The organism is Streptomyces sp. NBC_00236, assembly GCF_036195045.1.
Lineage (GTDB): Bacteria > Actinomycetota > Actinomycetes > Streptomycetales > Streptomycetaceae > Streptomyces.
Genome location: NZ_CP108100.1, coordinates 165,434 through 180,705, shown reverse-complemented (window position 1 = coordinate 180,705; position 15,272 = coordinate 165,434). Strand labels below are relative to the sequence as shown.

Below are 15,272 nucleotides of genomic sequence, written 5' to 3'. Positions count from 1 at the left end.
CGAAGGCGGCCGCGCGGGCCGTGCCTTCAGTACGGATACAGCTCCCACAGCGGCGCCTCACATCCGGCCGATGGCGGCCTCGGCGAGACGGCCGAGTTCCGCGATGGCGTCCTTCGCGGACTGACCGCCCACGATCGCCGGCTCCAGCGTCGGCTTGATCTTCTCGCGGATCTCCATCCAGGCCGCGGTGCCGCCCTCCGAGTAGGCGGCGCCCATGTTCTGGAGGGAGAGATCGACGAACTTGTTCTCCTTCACATAGCCGGACTCGTTGAGATCCTTGAGCCCCGGCACCGAACCGCGCTGCTTCGCGGCGCCCAGGATCGAGTCGGGCGTCGCGAGGTACTCGACGAGGGCACGCGCCGCCGCCGGGTGCTTGGAGCTCGCCGACTGGGTGACGAGCGTGCCGCCCTGGAGCATCGCCGGCTTGCGGTTGGCCAGGATGAACGCGCCGAGTGTGTCGTCCTTCAACAGCTCCGGGTTCTGCGCGCGTACCTGCTCCCACAGGGCACTCGTCGTCATCATCATCGACGCCTTGCCCGTCTGGACGTTCGACGGTGCACCGGCAGCCGTCTTCTTCGCGTAGTCGGCGGAGCCGTCCGCAGACAGGTCCTTGAAGAACTGCAGCGCCTCGACGCCCCGGTTGTCGGTGAACAGCACCTTCTTGCCGTCCGCGCTGAACAGCTGACCGCCGTTGGCGAACAGGAAGGTCTCCCAGCACTGGCGCAGATCGATGGAGAACGGGTCGAATCCCACCCGGCCGTCCTTCGTCAGCTGCTTCGCGACGGCCCGCAGCTCCGCCCAGTTGGCCGGGGTCTTCTTGATGCCGGCCTCGGCGAAGTGGTCCTTGCGGTAGACGACGATGCGGGTGTCCAGGACGACCGGCAGCGCGTAGAGCTTGCCGTCGTAGCGCGACGGCTCCAGCACCCGCTTCTCGTAGTCGTGCGCGGTGGCGAACTTCTCGGGCAGCGGGGCGATGGCCTTCTTCGCCGCGAACGGCGGGATCCAGCCGACCCCCATCATCAGTACGTCGGGCAGCAGCCCGCCGGCCAGACCCGTGGTGATCTTCTCGTTGAGCTGCGCGTACGTGGTGTAGTCCACGTTCACCTTGACGTCCGGGTACTTCTTCCGGAAGCCGCCGATGATCTCCTTCTCCAGCAGCGTCTTGCCGTTGGCGCCTTCGAAGATCGGGGTGAGCAGTGTGATCTCGCCCTCGGCGGGACCGTCGGCGGAGCCGGCCGCCGTGGAGCCTGTGCCGCAGCCGGAGAGTGCGGCCGCGGCCGTACCGGCGCCGATGGCGGCGAGCAGCGACCGTCGTTTGAGTTCCATTGGGCACCCCTTTTGAGGTGGAGGCAGTGGATCGATCCAGCGATGGCAACCCGGTCATGGCCGGGAAGCGCTGGTAAATCGATGCACTGAGACTAGGAACGCCCTGAGAGGCTCGTCAACAGCTGATGCACAACAATTTTCGGGGAAGTTAACGGGTGTACCGGTGAAGAGAGTTCAGTAAATCGGTACACTAGTCTGGCGAACACGTTCCGAACCGGAGGTGGCATGAGCGGGGTAACGATCCATCAGGTCGCGGAGGCTGCGGGTGTCTCCGCCAGCACCGTGTCGAACGTCCTCAACGGACGTACGGACCGTATGCAGGCGGCGACCCTGGCCCGTGTGGAGCGGGTGATCGAGCAGCTCAGCTACCGGCCCAACCGTGCGGCCCGCATGCTGCGCACCGGCCGGATCAAGGTCATCGGCCTGATCGTGCCGTCCGTCGCCAACCCGTTCTGGGGGGCGCTCGCCCGGGAGCTGGAGGCCATCGCGCTCGCCGAGGGGTACCACGTACTGCTCTGCAACAGCGAGCGCGATCCGGCCCGTGAGCTCAAGTACGGCGAGGAGCTGCTGGCCGACGGGGTGAGCGGTGTGGTGCTGTGCTCCTCGCTGCCCTCGCTCGACCATGTGGCACCGCTGCTCAGCCGCGGCCTGAAGATGGTGGCCTTCGACCGCACCGCCCAGGCGGGCGACCCGCCGTCGCTCGCCTCCATCAGCGTCGACAACGCGATGGGCGCCGAGCTCGCCACCCGCCACCTGCTCGAACTGGGCCACCGCAGACTGGCGTTCGTCTCCGGCTCGGTCAACAGCGTCAACCGCCGTGAGCGACTGCGCGGCTTCCGCGCCGCCCTGGAGTCGGCGGGCCTCGACCCGGCCGACGCGATCGTGTGGCCCGGCGCCGACACCACCGAGTTCGGCGACAAGGACGCCGCCGAACTGGGACGCAAGGCTGCCCGCGAACTCCTCTGCGGCCCGCGCCCGCCCACCGCCTTCGTCGCCATCAACGACATGTGCGCCATCGGGATCTGCCGTGGCGCCAAGGACGCCGGCCGCAACGCCGGGCAGGACGTGTCCGTGGTCGGTTTCGACGACATCCTGCTCGCCGACCTCTTCGAACCGCCGCTGACCACGGTCCGCCAGCCGCTGCCGGAGATGGCCGCCGAGACGTTCCAGCAGCTGCGTGCCCGTATCGACTCGGCGCCGGTTGCCGGGCGCTCGCTCCTGATCAGGCCGCGGCTGGTGGTCCGGGAGTCGACGGCGCCCGCGCCCGCGGCGGTGGCGGCGCCGGGGGAGGCGCTCGCGCGCAGCTGACACGGCGTCGCGTACCCCGCGCCGCGCCGGGTCGACCGCACCAAGGCTGAGCTGGGTTGCCCCTGGGCCTGATCAAGATCGATGAGTCATATCCCGCAGCGTAAGCCTGCTGGGGCGCAGGCACCTCCGGGCGCTGCCGGGCACATCGACGTGTCACCCTTTGTTCCCGGGTGTCACCTCACGTAGTGGTGTGACGGCTGCCCCGCGCCGCGGGTCACTTGCCGGAACCGGTGTACGGCAGCAGTGCCATCTCGCGTGCGTTCTTGATCGCAGTGGTGACCTGCCGCTGTTGCTGGGCACTGATCCGGGTGACCCTGCGGCTGCGGATCTTCCCCCGGTCGGAGATGAACTTCCGCAGCAGATCGATGTCCTTGTAGTCGATGTAGGTGATCTTGGCCGCGTCGAGAGGGTTCGGGCGGTCCTTCGCCGGCTTACGGGCTTCCTGGCGTCGAGCCATCGGTCTTCCTTACGGGTGCGAGGGTGTGAGGGGCGGTCAGTGAACCGGGTCGAGGAGTGCATCGAACGCGGCGGGCAGGTTCTTCCATGCCGTGCGGCCTGCTTCGTACTCGTCGTCGGTCAGCAGGCAGGAATCGAGCAGAGCGGTCAGCCCGTCCCGGTCGAGACCGGGCGAGATGAAGACCAGGTGCTGGCAGCAGTCACCGTGCTCGGGGTGCCAGTCCAGTGCGGCGGCGGCCCGCCGGACCGGCGGGATCATGTCCCAGGCGGCGTCCGGGAGGGACGCGAGCCAGGGACCGTTGTTCTCGACGCAGAGAGCGCCGCCCGCCGCGTCCCAGGACAGCAGGGTGTCGGGCCGGTCGGCGAGCCAGAACCTGCCACGGCTGCGGGCCGCTGCGCAACTCAGGTCCTCCAGCGCGTCGTAGAGGCGCTCAGGATGGAACGGGCGGTGCTTGCGCCAGACGAGAGTGCTGACGCCGGCCTCCTCGGCATCCTGGGGCAGCAGGGCGCAGGCGGGATGCTGGCCGGCACCGGCAGCTTCCACATCGAACCCTGCGAGAGCCAGCTTCACCAGCTCGGGTGAGCCGGCTGCCGCCTGAGGGGCGGTCGGGTGCAACTGGCCGATCAGCGCCCGGTCCTCGTCGTCCGCCTCGGTGTTTTCCACGAGGGCGATGACGGAGGCGTATTCGAGTTGCCTGGCCCAGGTGTCGCCGACGGTCCGCTGGTCGGTGGCCGCGGCTGCCAGGCCGGCTTCGGCAAGGTCGTCGCCGTTGACGAGGTAGGGCAGCACGAGGGCGGGATCGACGGCGGTGATCACGCCGGTCACTTCGACCACGCCCTCGCCGTGCGCGGTGATGACCTCGGCCATCGCCCGGGGCTCGACGGAGTCCCACAGTTCGAGGACGGCCATCTTGGTCACGCTGTCGGCCGCAAGGCGCTCCAGTTCCGGCATCAGGTCCTCGCGCAGGGCGCAACAGGCGCAGTCGTTCACCAAGGGGGCCTCGCCGCTGGAGAGCGTCCCGGAGGTGTCACGTACGGTCCGGTACACCGTGCCCTTCTCCGCAGTGCCCAGGTCGTGGTGCAGTGCGACGCTGTGAGGCACGTCCTTCAGCAGCCCCTCCACGACATGGTGGCGTGCGTCCGAGTGGAGCCCGCTGACGATGACGACGGAGAGCTCGTGCTTGGCCTCCATCACCGGCCCTCACGACGGCCGTAGCGGCGCTCGAAGCGCTCGACGCGGCCTGCGGTGTCCAGAACGCGCGCGGTCCCGGTGTAGAAGGGGTGGCTCGCGGAGGAGATCTCCACGTCCACGACGGGGTAGGTGTTGCCGTCCTCCCACTCGACGGTCCGGTCGCTGGTCAGGGTGGAGCGGGTCAGGAAGGCGAAGTCGGCGGCCTTGTCGCGGAAGACGACGGGGCGGTAGTCGGGGTGAATTCCGGGCTTCATGGCGGTCTCCTAGGGGATCGGGGGTGGTGTCGAGCGGGGAGCCGCGGTGTCAGCGCTCTTCGCGGAAGTCGACGTGGCGGCGGACGAGCGGGTCGAACTTCCGCAGTACCAGCCGGTCGGGGTTGTTCCGCCGGTTCTTGCGGGTGACGTAGGTGTAGCCCGTCCCCGCGGTGGAGCGGAGCTTGATGATCGGACGTATTTCGTTGCGAGCCATGGCGCTACTATATGGCAATGGTTTCCATGTTCAATATGGGGCCGAGTCAATGAGAGGCAGGTAACTACGTGTCCGCCCACTGCCAACTGACCGGTGCGCAACCGGGCTTCGGCAACAAGATCTCCCACTCGCACCGGCGCACGTCGCGCCGGTTCGACCCGAACATCCAGCGCAAGCGCTACTGGCTACCCGGCGAAGGCCGTCACGTGCGCCTGGTGCTGAGTGCCCGGGCGATCAAGGTGATCGACACCATCGGCATCGAGGCGGCGGTCGCCCGCATCCGGGCGCGGGGAGTGAAGGTCTGATGGCCAAGCAGAGCAAGATCGCGCAGAACGAGAAGCGCAAGGTGACCGTCGAGCGGTATGCCGCGCGGCGCGCGGAGTTGAAGGAGATCATCCGCAAGCCCGGTACCCCGGAGGCCGAGCGACTCGCAGCCGTCGAGGAGCTGCGCCGCCAGCCGCGCAACGCCAGTGCGACCCGGGTGCGTAACCGGGACAGTGTGGACGGCCGTCCACGTGGTCACCTTCGGAAGTTCGGACTGTCGCGGGTCCGGATGCGCGAACAGGCGCACGCAGGATTTCTTCCCGGAGTGACCAAGTCCTCCTGGTGACATCTGGCTGCAGGTGACGAGTGGTGGCGCGGTCGGCGGCCGTGGCGCCACCCGTCACCCCTTCCGGGCCCGAAAGCTGTTACGGCCGATGAGGCGCCGTGGGGGGAGCGCGCGGGCGCCTCGCCTCGTGGGACAACAGCCGGCGCAGGGAAGGGATGCGTGGGCCGCGATGCCCGCCCCGCTGCTCGGGTGGCGACCCTCTGGTCAAGGGGAGCCCTGTAGTCGCCACGCACAAACAGGCCCCGTCGACCGATGTCATGGTCGGCGGGGCCCACTTGTATGCGACACGGGCCGGACCGGACGATGCCGTGGCTGCGACCACCGTCCGGCCCGGAGTTCAGGGGTGCGCTGCCACAGTGTCCAGGTGCACGTGCTCACACGCGTCGCCGATCCCGTACGTGTCCCAGTCGGGGAAGGGATCGGCCGCTGGCCGCGCCTCGCCCACGGACATCAGGCATGCGGACAACTCTTCGTGGAGGATTTCCGCGCGTAGAGCTGTGCCGATGAAGACCAGTTCCTGGCCCTGTGTGGTGCCGGCGTCGCGAGCGCCGGACGGCTCGAAGCGGGCCACGGAGCCCGCCTGCGACCAGAGTCCGGTCACATGCGGCCGGCCGGCCGGCCGGCCAGAAGAAGCCCTTGGAGCGCAGAACCTGCCCGTACCGGCCGCGCCGAGCTTGTCGGTGACGAATGTCCACAGGCGCTCGGAATGGAAGGGCAGGTCCGAGCGGAAGACCGTGCTGGAGATGCCGTACTCCTCGGTCTCCGGCACGTGGTCCCCGTTCAGCTCCCGCACCCATCCCGGAGCCTGATGGGCCCGTTCCAGGTCGAAGAGCCCGGTGCCGAGTACCTCGGACAGTTCCGCGCGGCCTCGGCTGACGGGCACGATCCGGGCTACCGGATTGAGGCGGGTGAGGGCGGCTCTCACCGAGCGCGCCCAGGATCGCCGACTCCTCGTTGTCGCCTACTTCGAGGACAGGGTTGCGCCGGTCTCATCGGCGACGGCCGCCCAGTGGTGGCCTCTACCGGCATCGACGCCGGCCCGGACCTGGGCCTTCCGCTTGCTCACTTGCCCCTCCTCGTTCCGCCCGGCACGCCGTCGGCCCGAGGAACACCCCGCTGTCATCTCGGTAATAGGCGACCGCACGAAGCGCGCACATCTCGATCAGGCAGCCAGGGCGCCCCGGAGAACCGGACAGCCACTCCTGGGAAGCCCCTGAAGGCAAGAACCCATGAGCCACATCAGGCCCTCCCGGGCCACCTGGCCCAGTTGTCAGGTGGGGACGATGCGTCCGTCCCGCATCTCGATCACGCGGTCAGCGAAGTGCCGTACGACGGCCCGGTCGTGGCAGATGAACAGGTAGCCGAGGCCCAGTTCGTCCTGGAGGTCGGCGAGCAGGTTCAACACGCCGGCCCTGACGGAAGCGTCGAGGGCCGACACCGGTTCGTCGAGGACGAGCAGCCGCGGTCCGGAGGCGAGGGCGCGGGCGATGCCGGCCCGCTGGCACTGGCCGCCGGAGAGTTCGTGGGGTCGCCGGTCCCCGGACGACGGGTCGAGGCCGACGCGGTCGAGCAGCTCGGCCACGCGGGCGGGCCCGTCGGCCGGGTCCCATGTGCCGTGCACCTTCAGTGGCTCGGCCACCGCGTCGCGGATGCGGCGACGGGGGCTGAGGGAGCCGTAGGGGTCCTGGAAGACCGGCTGCATGCGTGGGCGTAGCGGACGCAGTTCGCGTTCCGTCAGGTGGGTCAGCTCCCGTCCTTCGAAGCGGATCTGCCCGGCGTCAGGCGGGCGTAGCCGGAGCACCGCGAGGGCGGTGGAGGATTTACCGCATCCGGAGGGGCCGTTGAGGGCGAGGGTCTCACCGGCGTCCAGTGCGAACGAGACATGGTCCACGGCGGTGACCGGGCCGTAGCGGACGACGAGGTCGCGGACGTCCAGCAGGGGGTGGTTCATACGAACTTCCGAATGGGGTCGGGCACGTCGGCGGCGTGGTGGCAGGCGACCAGGTGTCCGTCCATGGCCTGGACGTCTGGTTCGCGGTCGTGGCACGGGTCCGTCGCCAGTGGGCAGCGTGGGGCGAAGGCGCAGCCCGGCCCGAGGGCGTCCGGTGCGGGTGGGGTGCCGCGGAGCGCCGGCAGCTTGCGGCGCCGGGGGCCGTCCTGCGGGAGCGAGGCCAGCAGGCCCGCTGTGTACGGGGCGCGCGGACGGCTCAGGACCTGCCGAACCGGGCCGAGCTCGGTCGCCCGCCCTGCGTACATCACCAGCATGCGGTCCGCGTGGTCCCGTACGACGTCCAGGTCGTGGGTGACGAGGACCAGCGCGGCGCCGACCGCTTCCCGCTGTTCGGCGAGCACCCGCAGCACCTGCTCGCGGCGCTCCTCGTCCAGCGCGGTGGTCGGCTCGTCGGCGACGACGATGTCGGGCTCGTTGACCGTTGCCATGGCGATCACCGCACGCTGACGCATGCCGCCCGAGTACTCGTGAGGGTAGGCCCTTGCCCGGCGCGCGGCGTCCGGGATGCCGACCCGGTCCAGTGCCGTCACCGCCCGGGCGCGAGCCTGTCTGCGGGACACGTGCCGCACCGACCGCACGGCCGCGGCGATCTGGTCGCCGACCGGGTGGACGGGGGAGAGAGCGGACAGGGCGTCCTGAGGGACGAGGGTGATCCGGCGCCCGCGCTCGGCGACGAGATCTGCGGAGTCACGCAACCGCACGCTGCCGCCGACGGTCGCGCCGCGCGGCACCATGCCGAGCAGCGCCCGGGCGGTGAGGGACTTGCCCGCGCCGGACTCCCCGACGAGGGCGAACACCTCGCGCGGGCGGACGTCGAAGGTCAGTCCGCGCACCGCCTCGACCGCGCCGAACGCGATCCGCAGGTCATGTACCGACAGCAGTGCTTCAGACCGCATGGGCGGTCTCCTTCCGTTTCCGTACCGAGCGCCTGGTCGTGCGCCGGTCTCCCCGGCCCTGCGCGTACGCCGCACCCGACACGGCCAGTCCTGCCAGGAGGGCCAGCGCGGTGGCCGGGGCGAGGGCCGCCCAGGGGGCGCGTTCCACGTAGGCGCGGGACTCGTCGAGGAGCAGACCCCACTCGGGGGCGGGTGGCTGGGCGCCGAGACCGAGGAACCCCAGGGAGGCCAGCGCGAGCGCGATGCCGGGCAGCCGCAGCAGGGCGTGGCGGGTGACCGGGGCGGCGACGGACGGCAGGACGTGCCGGGTGAGAATCCACAACGGCGGTGCGCCTATGGCGCGCTGGGCGGTCAGGAACGCAGACGCCCGTACCTCCTGGACCAGCGCCGCCGCATGCGCCGCCAGGGGCGGCCAGGAGATCAGCGCGACCGCGAGGGCCGCTCCGCCGGTGCCGGGACCGGCCGCCGCGGCGACCAGAATGCCGACAATCACCGGTGGCAGCGCGTTGGCGATGTCGGCCGCGCCCGTCGCGATGCCAGGGAGGAAGCCGAGGACCAGTGCGACCATCAGGCTCAGCAGGCACACGGCCGCCGCCGTGCCGACTGTTGAGGCGGCTCCGTGGCCGAGCCGGGCCAGCACGTCGCGGCCGAGCCCATCGGTGCCCAGCGGGTTCGCCCACGAGGGCGGGGCCAGCCGAGCCGTGGTGTCCACCGCGTACGGGTCGCGGAGCAGGCCCCAGCCGATCGCGGTCAGCAGCAGGATCCCGAGGAGAGCCGGGATCGCCGGGTGCGCCCGGACCGGGCGGGCCGGTGGCAGCGAGAGCCCTGCATCACGCAGGGCGGGACCCAGCAGCCGGCGTCGCACGAGGGCGGCGAGCGCGCCGGTGACCAGGCCCAGGGCGAGCAGGGCGAGGACGGCGCCCTGGAGCAGCGGCAGGTCCTGGGACTTGGCCGCACCCAGCGCGGTACGTCCGATGCCGGGTACCGCGAAGACGGTTTCCACCGCGACCGCCCCACCCGTCAGCCCGACGGCGACCATCCCGAACTGCGGTATCAGCGGTGGCAGTACACGACGCAGGGCCGCCGCCGAGACACGGCTGCGGCTCACTCCCGCTCCCTGCCACAGCTCCACCCATCGTTCGTCCAGTACGGCGGGCAGCGCGTCCGCGACGAGCCGGCCGAGCAGTCCGCCCGCGGGGACACCGAGCGCGAGTGCGGGCAGCACCAGGTACTCGGGCCCCTGCCAGCCGGACGTGGGCAGCCACCCCAGCCATACTCCGCACACCAGCAGTGCCACGGTGGCCAGGAGGAACTCCGGCACGGCGGCGGCCATGGCGGCGAACGCCCCGGCTGACCCCCGGCCCCGCACGAGAACGGGTGCCACCAGGGCCACAGCCAGCATCATCGCCACCGCCAGCGCGGCGGTCATCAGGCCCAGCGATACCTGGAGGCCGGAGATGACGGACGGCAGGATGTCCGTCCCCGACACCCAGGAGGTCCCGAATTCGCCGCGCAGCAGCCCGCCGGCCCAGTCACCGAGCAAGGAGAGCGGTCCTGCGTCCAGACCGAGGTCGCGGCGGATCGCGGACAGGGCCTCCTCGGTCGGCTCCTGTTCGGCGGACCGGGCGCGCAGTACCGTCAGGGCGGGGTCCCGGCCGGAGAGCCAGGGCAGCAGACCGACGGCGGCCAGTGCGGCGACGAGGCAGACAGCGCGGGTCACCCCCGCCGTGGCCGACCTCACTTGACGTGGGTGTCGAGCGTGACCAGCTCCCGCTCGCGCGGGTCGTGGGCCGCGCCGACCACGTCGGCGGCGTCGCCCTGGATCACGCGCTCGTGGAGCATCGGCACGGCCGCGTCGGTGGCGAGTACGGCGGCCTCGGCATCGACGACGGCTCGGCGGCGGGCGTCACCTGTCGGCGTCGCGCCCGCCTTGCTCAGGGCTTTGTCGACGACCGGATCGGCGAGCTGGGGGATGTTGAACGAACCGTCGGAGGCGAAGTCGCTGTACAGGTACGCGGCCGGGTCGCCGGAATCGAGGACGGTGGCCCGGGAGAGGATGAACGCGTCGAACGCGCCCGCCAGAGCGTCGGACTCGATATTGGCGTACTCGCGGACCTCCAGCTTCACCCGGAACCCCGCCTTCTGCAGCTGCTGTTGCAGGGCGGCGGCCACCTCGGGCAGTTCCGCCCGGTCGGTGAACGTACCGATGGTGATGCTCTTGCCCGCCGGATCACCCGACTTCGCACGGCGCGCCGGCTCGCGCAGGTCGGCCGCCCACGGCAGCGCGGGCCCGAGCAGCCCCTCGGCCACGTCGGCTCGCCCCTCGTACACGCCCTTCACGATCGATTCGGCGTCGATCGCCTCGCGGGCCGCCGCCCGCAGCGCCGGGTCCTTGAATGCGCCCTTCCCCGTGTTGAGGTACAGCGTGTTCGTGCGCGGCATCGGGACCTCGGTGATCAGGTCCTTGTCCAGCAGTGCGGCCTGTGAGACCGGGACCGCCTCGACGATGTCGGCCTCGCCGCTGCGCAGGGCGGCGGCGCGGGCGGTGCCGTCGGGCACGAACGTCACGTCGATGCCGGAAGCCTTGGCCGTGCCGCCCCAGTAGTCGTCGTAGCGGTCGAGGGCGGCGGAAGAGGTGCCGTTGACCTTGATCAGCTCGAAGGGACCGGTGCCGGCACCGACCGGATTCACCGTCTTCCCTCCGTACGCCTTCGCCGCGAGGATCGACAACTGCGGGGAGCTGAGCCGCTGGGGGACCAACGGGTCCTCCTCGGCGGTCGTGACGATGACGGTGCCGGGGTCCCCTTCCTTCACGGTCAGCTCGACGCCGTCGAGAATGCGGGGCTTGGGGGAGGCGCCAGTGGCCTTGGTGAGGGAACGGACAACGGCCTCGGCGGTCAGCTCGGTGCCGTCGTGGAAGGTGACGTCCTTGCGGAGGGTGAAGGCCCAGTTCCGACCGGACCGCTTCCACCCGGTGGCAAGAGCGGGCTCGGCGTCGCCGTCCGCGTTCAGTCTCACGAGTGTTTCCGCCGTGGACCAACGGGACAGCTTGAACGCGTCGTCGGAGAGCGGAGACAAGCCCGAGCGGGGCGGCTGCATCATCGCGACACTGAGGCGCTCGCCCGAGCCGGTGCCGGTGGTTTCCGTGGACGCGAAGCAGCCGGTGAGCAGGACAGCGGCGGCGAGAACCGCGGGGAAGAGCAGGGGGCGGGACAGGACGCGCACGGGGTCACTCCGAGTAAAAGGCAGGTCAAAGGTTGAGCGTGCGACGACCGTAGCATGATGATAATCATTTTCAGAAAGGGCTCAGGTGTGCCGTTTGGAGGCGGCGGGTCGCAGGGGTGCCGCCGATGAGTTTGTCGTTGAGCGCCTCTCCGCTCGTCTCGTGGAGTTCGGCGGTGATCTTCGGCTCCGAGGTGCCGTCCGATTCCTGGTGCACCGCGCGTATCCGGGTGGCCGGCTTCGCGTCGGCCGCCGCGCCATGCGGCAACGGCGCCGCAGGACGTGCCTGTCGAGGCCGTGCCTCTGCCCGCTGCCGCGAGCGAGCCCCTGGCGCGGGTGCTCGGCAGCGGGCGAGTCGGGCCCTGGCTAAGGCACCTCGGTCTCCTCGGCCTCCCGGTCCACGGCGTGGTTGGCGCGGTCGATCTCGGCCATGTGCTCCTCCGCCCAGGTTCGCAGCCCTGCGAGCACGGCCTCCAGGGACAGCCCGAGCCCGGTGAGCCGGTAGAAGACCCGTGGCGGCACGGTCGGTTCGACCCGGCGCGACACCAGCCCGTCGCGGGTCAGGCTCCGCAACGTCACGGACAGCATCTTCTGCGAGACACCGGGCATCCGGCGCCTCAGCTCCGCGAAGCGCACCTCGTCCGGTGCGGCATCGGCGAGCGTCTTGACCGCCATGGACGTCCATTTCGTCCCCAGACGGTCCAGCAACTGCCGCGTCGGGCACTGGGGGTCGAACAGATCGCCGTGTACCCCACGCCCGGTGGCCCGGGGCTTCGAGGTGGTCACCTGTGGCTCACCACCTTCCCTGAAAGTGCCGTCTGGGCAACGACCAGACGGTTACCTATGGTTCTGAGGTCACCAATGGTAACCACCGCAAGGATCCGTCATGCCCGTCACCACCGCTCACCACCTGCGCCGCATCGCAACGAACGGCGTCGAACTCAACGTCGCCATCGCCGGGGACGGACCTGCGGTTCTCCTGCTGCACGGCTTCCCCCACACCTGGCGGCTCTGGAGCGGCATCATGGACCGGCTGTCCGGGCAGTACCGGGTCATCGCCCCCGACCTGCGAGGCTTCGGTGCCAGCGAACGTGCCGTCGACGGCTACGACGCGGGCACCCTTGCCGCCGACGCCGAAGGACTGCTCGACGCACTCGGTGAGACCTCGGCGGCAGTGGTCGGCATCGATGCGGGCACCGCCCCCGCCGCCCTGCTCGCGCTGCGCCGGCCCGGCCTCGTCCGGCGCCTGGTCGTGATGGAGGCGCTGCTCGGCCGTCTGCCCGGGGCGGAGAACGCTTTCGCGGGCGGTGCCCCGTGGTGGTTCGGCTTCCATGGGGTCCCCGGTCTCGCCGAGACCGTGCTGGCGGGCAACGAGGCCGCGTACATCGACTGGTTCCTCGACTCGGGCACGCTCGGACGGGGTGTACCCGACGACGTCCGTGCGGCCTTCCTCCACGCGTACACCGGGAGCGAGGCCCTGCGCTGTGCGTTCTCCTATTACCGGGCCCTGCCCACCAGCGCGCGGCAGCTCCAGGACGCCGTGGCGACGGCCCGGCTGACCATGCCCACGATGGCCGTCGGCTCGCACCCCGTCGGCACCGCGCTCGAACGCCAGCTCCGTCCGCTCGCCGACGACCTGGTCGGACACCGGCTCCAGGACTGCGGCCACATCATTCCCCTCGACCGCCCTGACGACTTGCTCGCGCTGCTTGCCCCCTTCCTCTCCGCCGATCTGCCGGGATGACCGGAGCGGGGCCGGGGAATCGGGGCCGGCGGTTCGGGTGCTCGTCCGGGCGGTGCGGTGGCCGGGCCGGCCGGCCGCGATGGCCCGGCCGCCCCGGCCCTCCTCGGGTACCGGTCAGTTCGCGGAAGCAGCCCAGCCGTTCGCCTCGATGCGCCGGGCGTCGGACGGCCGGCCCTCGTCGAAGACCGTACGTCCGCCGTCCTCGACCCTGATGGCGTCCACGTACACCCCACGGCCGACGTAGAGCTGATCCGTGGCGTACCGCCAGCGCAGCCGCAACGCCCCGCCGCCCCACTGGGCGAGGTCCGCGTCCAGCCGGTGCCAGACCCGGCCCGACCAGCCGGACACCGAGCCCGTCGGATGCGGTTCGGGCTGTTGCTGCCCGTTCGGCGAGGCCGGACCGGTGGTGAACGGGACCGGCTGCCAGGTGGTCCCGTCGTCCGTGGAGGCCTCCAGGAAGAGGAAGTCGGAAGCGGGCTCGGTGTCCCACCACAACGCGCAGCTCAGCCGGGCCCGCGACGACTTCAGGGCGAGCGGCGGGAGCGCCAGGGTGGCCGACGAGGCGCTTGCCAGGCCGGAGAACCATGCCGTACGGCCCCGGGCGGGCCGGACCGCGACCGCGCGGGCCATCTGGTTGGCGGCGGCGACACGCGGTGCGCTGCCGGAGCGCCAGCTGCGCACCGGATGGACCGAGTTGCCCAGCACGATCAGGAACGAGTCCGTGGTCGGGTCGAGCACCAGGCTGGTGCCCGTGAAGCCGGTGTGGCCCGCCGTGCGCGGGGTGGCCATCGCCCCCATGTACCAGTGCTGGTAGAGCTCGAAGCCGAGGCCGTGCGCGTCACCGGGGAACGCGGTGTTGAAGTCCGTGAACAGCAGGTCGACCGATGCCGCGGAGAGGATCCTCGCGCGGCCGTAGACCCCGCCGTTGAGCAGGGTGCGGGCGAGGACCGCCAGGTCCCAGGCGCAGGAGAAGACCCCGGCGTGGCCCGCGACGCCGTCCAGGCTGTACGCGTTCTCGTCGTGCACCTCGCCCCAGACCAGGCCGCGCTCCAGTCCGGACCAGGGGAGCCGGGCGTCCTCGGTCGCGGCGACCTTCGGCTTCCAGGAGGCCGGCGGGTTGTAGCGAGTGCGGTGCATCCCCAGCGGAGCGGTGATCTGCTCGCGGAGCAGTACGTCCTCGGTCTGTCCGGTGATCTTCTCCAGTACCAGCTGGAGCGAGATCAGGTTGAGGTCGGAGTAGAGATACGCGGTGCCGGGCGGGTTCGCCGGTACCTCGTTCCAGATCAGCTCCAGCTTTCCCTCACGGGTGGGCGCCTTGTAGAGCGGGATCCAGGCGCGGAATCCCGAGGTGTGCGTGAGCAGCTGACGGATGGTGATGTCCTGCTTGCCGCCCCCGGCGAAGTCGGGAAGGTAGGAGGCGACGGGTGCCTCCAGCTCCAGCCTGCCGCGTTCGATCTGCTGCACGGCCAGGATCGACGTGAACAGCTTCGACACCGACGCCAGGTCGAAGACGGTGTCCTCGGCCATGTCGATCTGCTGGTCGGCCGGGAACTCCACACCGGTGTCGGTCTTCTCGTCGTACGCCGCATAGCGCACCGCCTTGCCGATCGGCCGGTGCAGCGCCACGGTCCCGCCCCGTCCCGCGAGCAGGACGGCGCCCGCGTACCACGGGTGCTTGGGGGAGTCGGCGAGATATTTCTGCGCCTCGGTGACCAGTTGGTCGAGCGGCTCCTGAAGCAGTCCCGCACGGGCGGCGGACCCGCGCCGCAGGGTCGGTCCGCCCTGCCCCGAAGGCGTCCGCGCCGCAGTCCCTGTACTCATGTCCGACGACCCCGCCCCCGACTCCGTGGCAGACGCCGCCTTCGCGAACGGGATCGGCGCCAGGGCGAGTGCGCCGCCCAGGGCCAGCATCCCACCGCCCAGCCTCCGCCGGCCGATGCCCCCGCCCGCCGTGTCCTCGGTCATCCGGAACCCCTTCCCCATGCCGTGAAAGTAACTTTCGAAATCTCTTCCGAGTCTGAAACTTCCTGCCGAAGCAG

General features: G+C 70.7%; 16 protein-coding genes and 2 pseudogenes. 4 read left to right on the top strand and 14 right to left on the bottom strand.

All coding sequences use genetic code 11. The features are described 5' to 3' along the window. Positions 1-57: 57 nt before the first annotated feature. Positions 58-1,326 carry an ABC transporter substrate-binding protein gene (locus OG446_RS00865; RefSeq protein WP_328892157.1) on the bottom strand — a complete coding sequence of 423 codons (1,269 nt, stop codon included), beginning with the start codon at positions 1,324-1,326 and terminating at the stop codon, positions 58-60. Positions 1,327-1,551: 225 nt separating this feature from the next. On the opposite strand from OG446_RS00865, the gene OG446_RS00860 reads away from it, so the two are divergent. After that, the gene (locus tag OG446_RS00860) at positions 1,552-2,634 is read left to right on the top strand and encodes a LacI family DNA-binding transcriptional regulator (RefSeq protein WP_328892156.1); all 1,083 of its coding nucleotides are present in this window, start codon (positions 1,552-1,554) and stop codon (positions 2,632-2,634) included. A gap of 214 nt (positions 2,635-2,848) precedes the next feature. On the opposite strand, the gene rpsR is transcribed toward OG446_RS00860, so the two are convergent. Genes rpsR through rpmG form a run of 4 tightly spaced genes read right to left on the bottom strand, consistent with a single transcriptional unit; the run spans position 2,849 to position 4,750 of the window. Next, positions 2,849-3,091 carry a 30S ribosomal protein S18 gene (rpsR, locus tag OG446_RS00855; RefSeq protein WP_328892155.1) on the bottom strand — a complete coding sequence of 81 codons (243 nt, stop codon included), beginning with the start codon at positions 3,089-3,091 and terminating at the stop codon, positions 2,849-2,851. A 36-nt stretch (positions 3,092-3,127) separates the two neighbouring features. After that, positions 3,128-4,282 carry a CobW family GTP-binding protein gene (locus OG446_RS00850; RefSeq protein ID WP_328892154.1) on the bottom strand — a complete coding sequence of 385 codons (1,155 nt, stop codon included), beginning with the start codon at positions 4,280-4,282 and terminating at the stop codon, positions 3,128-3,130. Beyond that, a complete protein-coding gene (locus OG446_RS00845; protein ID WP_328892153.1) occupies positions 4,282-4,536 on the bottom strand; it encodes a type B 50S ribosomal protein L31 in 255 nt (84 codons plus the stop codon). Before OG446_RS00845 ends, OG446_RS00850 begins: the two co-directional genes overlap by 1 nt. Positions 4,537-4,585: 49 nt before the next feature. Then, positions 4,586-4,750 carry a 50S ribosomal protein L33 gene (rpmG, locus tag OG446_RS00840; protein ID WP_328892152.1) on the bottom strand — a complete coding sequence of 55 codons (165 nt, stop codon included), beginning with the start codon at positions 4,748-4,750 and terminating at the stop codon, positions 4,586-4,588. Positions 4,751-4,818: 68 nt separating this feature from the next. On the opposite strand from rpmG, the gene rpmB reads away from it, so the two are divergent. Both rpmB and rpsN read left to right on the top strand, forming a co-directional pair. Continuing rightward, positions 4,819-5,055: a 50S ribosomal protein L28 gene (rpmB, locus tag OG446_RS00835; RefSeq protein WP_328892151.1), complete on the top strand. Its 237-nt coding sequence runs from the start codon at positions 4,819-4,821 to the stop codon at positions 5,053-5,055. Continuing rightward, on the top strand, positions 5,055-5,360 hold the full coding sequence (rpsN, locus tag OG446_RS00830) for a 30S ribosomal protein S14 (RefSeq protein ID WP_328892150.1): 306 nt from the start codon (positions 5,055-5,057) through the stop codon (positions 5,358-5,360). Before rpmB ends, rpsN begins: the two co-directional genes overlap by 1 nt. Positions 5,361-5,697: 337 nt before the next feature. Here rpsN and OG446_RS00825 read toward each other — a convergent pair. From OG446_RS00825 to OG446_RS00795, 8 genes and pseudogenes are all read right to left on the bottom strand, one after another. Next, positions 5,698-6,294 (bottom strand): annotated as a pseudogene (locus OG446_RS00825) (GTP-binding protein); the annotation flags it as partial. Next, positions 6,281-6,426 (bottom strand): annotated as a pseudogene (locus OG446_RS37120) (IS110 family transposase); the annotation flags it as partial. The pseudogenes OG446_RS37120 and OG446_RS00825, both read right to left, overlap by 14 nt. A gap of 204 nt (positions 6,427-6,630) precedes the next feature. Next, positions 6,631-7,311 carry a dipeptide/oligopeptide/nickel ABC transporter ATP-binding protein gene (locus OG446_RS00820; protein ID WP_328892149.1) on the bottom strand — a complete coding sequence of 227 codons (681 nt, stop codon included), beginning with the start codon at positions 7,309-7,311 and terminating at the stop codon, positions 6,631-6,633. After that, on the bottom strand, positions 7,308-8,267 hold the full coding sequence (locus tag OG446_RS00815; RefSeq protein ID WP_328892148.1) for an ABC transporter ATP-binding protein: 960 nt from the start codon (positions 8,265-8,267) through the stop codon (positions 7,308-7,310). The genes OG446_RS00820 and OG446_RS00815 overlap by 4 nt, the downstream gene beginning before the upstream one ends. Then, the gene (locus OG446_RS00810; protein ID WP_328892147.1) at positions 8,257-10,008 is read right to left on the bottom strand and encodes an ABC transporter permease subunit; all 1,752 of its coding nucleotides are present in this window, start codon (positions 10,006-10,008) and stop codon (positions 8,257-8,259) included. Before OG446_RS00810 ends, OG446_RS00815 begins: the two co-directional genes overlap by 11 nt. Further along, positions 10,005-11,492 carry an ABC transporter substrate-binding protein gene (locus OG446_RS00805; RefSeq protein WP_328892146.1) on the bottom strand — a complete coding sequence of 496 codons (1,488 nt, stop codon included), beginning with the start codon at positions 11,490-11,492 and terminating at the stop codon, positions 10,005-10,007. The genes OG446_RS00810 and OG446_RS00805 overlap by 4 nt, the downstream gene beginning before the upstream one ends. Positions 11,493-11,562: 70 nt before the next feature. Next, the gene (locus OG446_RS00800; RefSeq protein ID WP_328892145.1) at positions 11,563-11,706 is read right to left on the bottom strand and encodes a hypothetical protein; all 144 of its coding nucleotides are present in this window, start codon (positions 11,704-11,706) and stop codon (positions 11,563-11,565) included. Between the two features lie 149 nt (positions 11,707-11,855). Next, the gene (locus tag OG446_RS00795) at positions 11,856-12,275 is read right to left on the bottom strand and encodes a winged helix-turn-helix transcriptional regulator (protein ID WP_328892144.1); all 420 of its coding nucleotides are present in this window, start codon (positions 12,273-12,275) and stop codon (positions 11,856-11,858) included. 100 nt (positions 12,276-12,375) lie between these two features. Between OG446_RS00795 and OG446_RS00790 the strand changes: the two genes are divergently transcribed. Beyond that, positions 12,376-13,233, top strand: a complete 858-nt coding sequence (locus OG446_RS00790; RefSeq protein WP_328892143.1) for an alpha/beta fold hydrolase — start codon at positions 12,376-12,378, stop codon at positions 13,231-13,233. Between the two features lie 114 nt (positions 13,234-13,347). On the opposite strand, the gene OG446_RS00785 is transcribed toward OG446_RS00790, so the two are convergent. Next, positions 13,348-15,198 carry a serine hydrolase gene (locus OG446_RS00785; protein ID WP_328892142.1) on the bottom strand — a complete coding sequence of 617 codons (1,851 nt, stop codon included), beginning with the start codon at positions 15,196-15,198 and terminating at the stop codon, positions 13,348-13,350. Positions 15,199-15,272 lie beyond the last annotated feature (74 nt).

Bases quoted from the DNA above. Each gene is read 5' to 3' on its own strand.
- OG446_RS00865 (WP_328892157.1), bottom strand. From the start codon at position 1,326: ATGGAACTCAAACGACGGTCGCTGCTCGCCGCCATCGGCGCCGGTACG.
- OG446_RS00860 (WP_328892156.1), top strand. From the start codon at position 1,552: ATGAGCGGGGTAACGATCCATCAGGTCGCGGAGGCTGCGGGTGTCTCC.
- rpsR (WP_328892155.1), bottom strand. From the start codon at position 3,091: ATGGCTCGACGCCAGGAAGCCCGTAAGCCGGCGAAGGACCGCCCGAAC.
- OG446_RS00850 (WP_328892154.1), bottom strand. From the start codon at position 4,282: ATGGAGGCCAAGCACGAGCTCTCCGTCGTCATCGTCAGCGGGCTCCAC.
- OG446_RS00845 (WP_328892153.1), bottom strand. From the start codon at position 4,536: ATGAAGCCCGGAATTCACCCCGACTACCGCCCCGTCGTCTTCCGCGAC.
- rpmG (WP_328892152.1), bottom strand. From the start codon at position 4,750: ATGGCTCGCAACGAAATACGTCCGATCATCAAGCTCCGCTCCACCGCG.
- rpsN (WP_328892150.1), top strand. From the start codon at position 5,055: ATGGCCAAGCAGAGCAAGATCGCGCAGAACGAGAAGCGCAAGGTGACC.
- OG446_RS00820 (WP_328892149.1), bottom strand. From the start codon at position 7,311: ATGAACCACCCCCTGCTGGACGTCCGCGACCTCGTCGTCCGCTACGGC.
- OG446_RS00815 (WP_328892148.1), bottom strand. From the start codon at position 8,267: ATGCGGTCTGAAGCACTGCTGTCGGTACATGACCTGCGGATCGCGTTC.
- OG446_RS00790 (WP_328892143.1), top strand. From the start codon at position 12,376: ATGCCCGTCACCACCGCTCACCACCTGCGCCGCATCGCAACGAACGGC.
- OG446_RS00785 (WP_328892142.1), bottom strand. From the start codon at position 15,198: ATGACCGAGGACACGGCGGGCGGGGGCATCGGCCGGCGGAGGCTGGGC.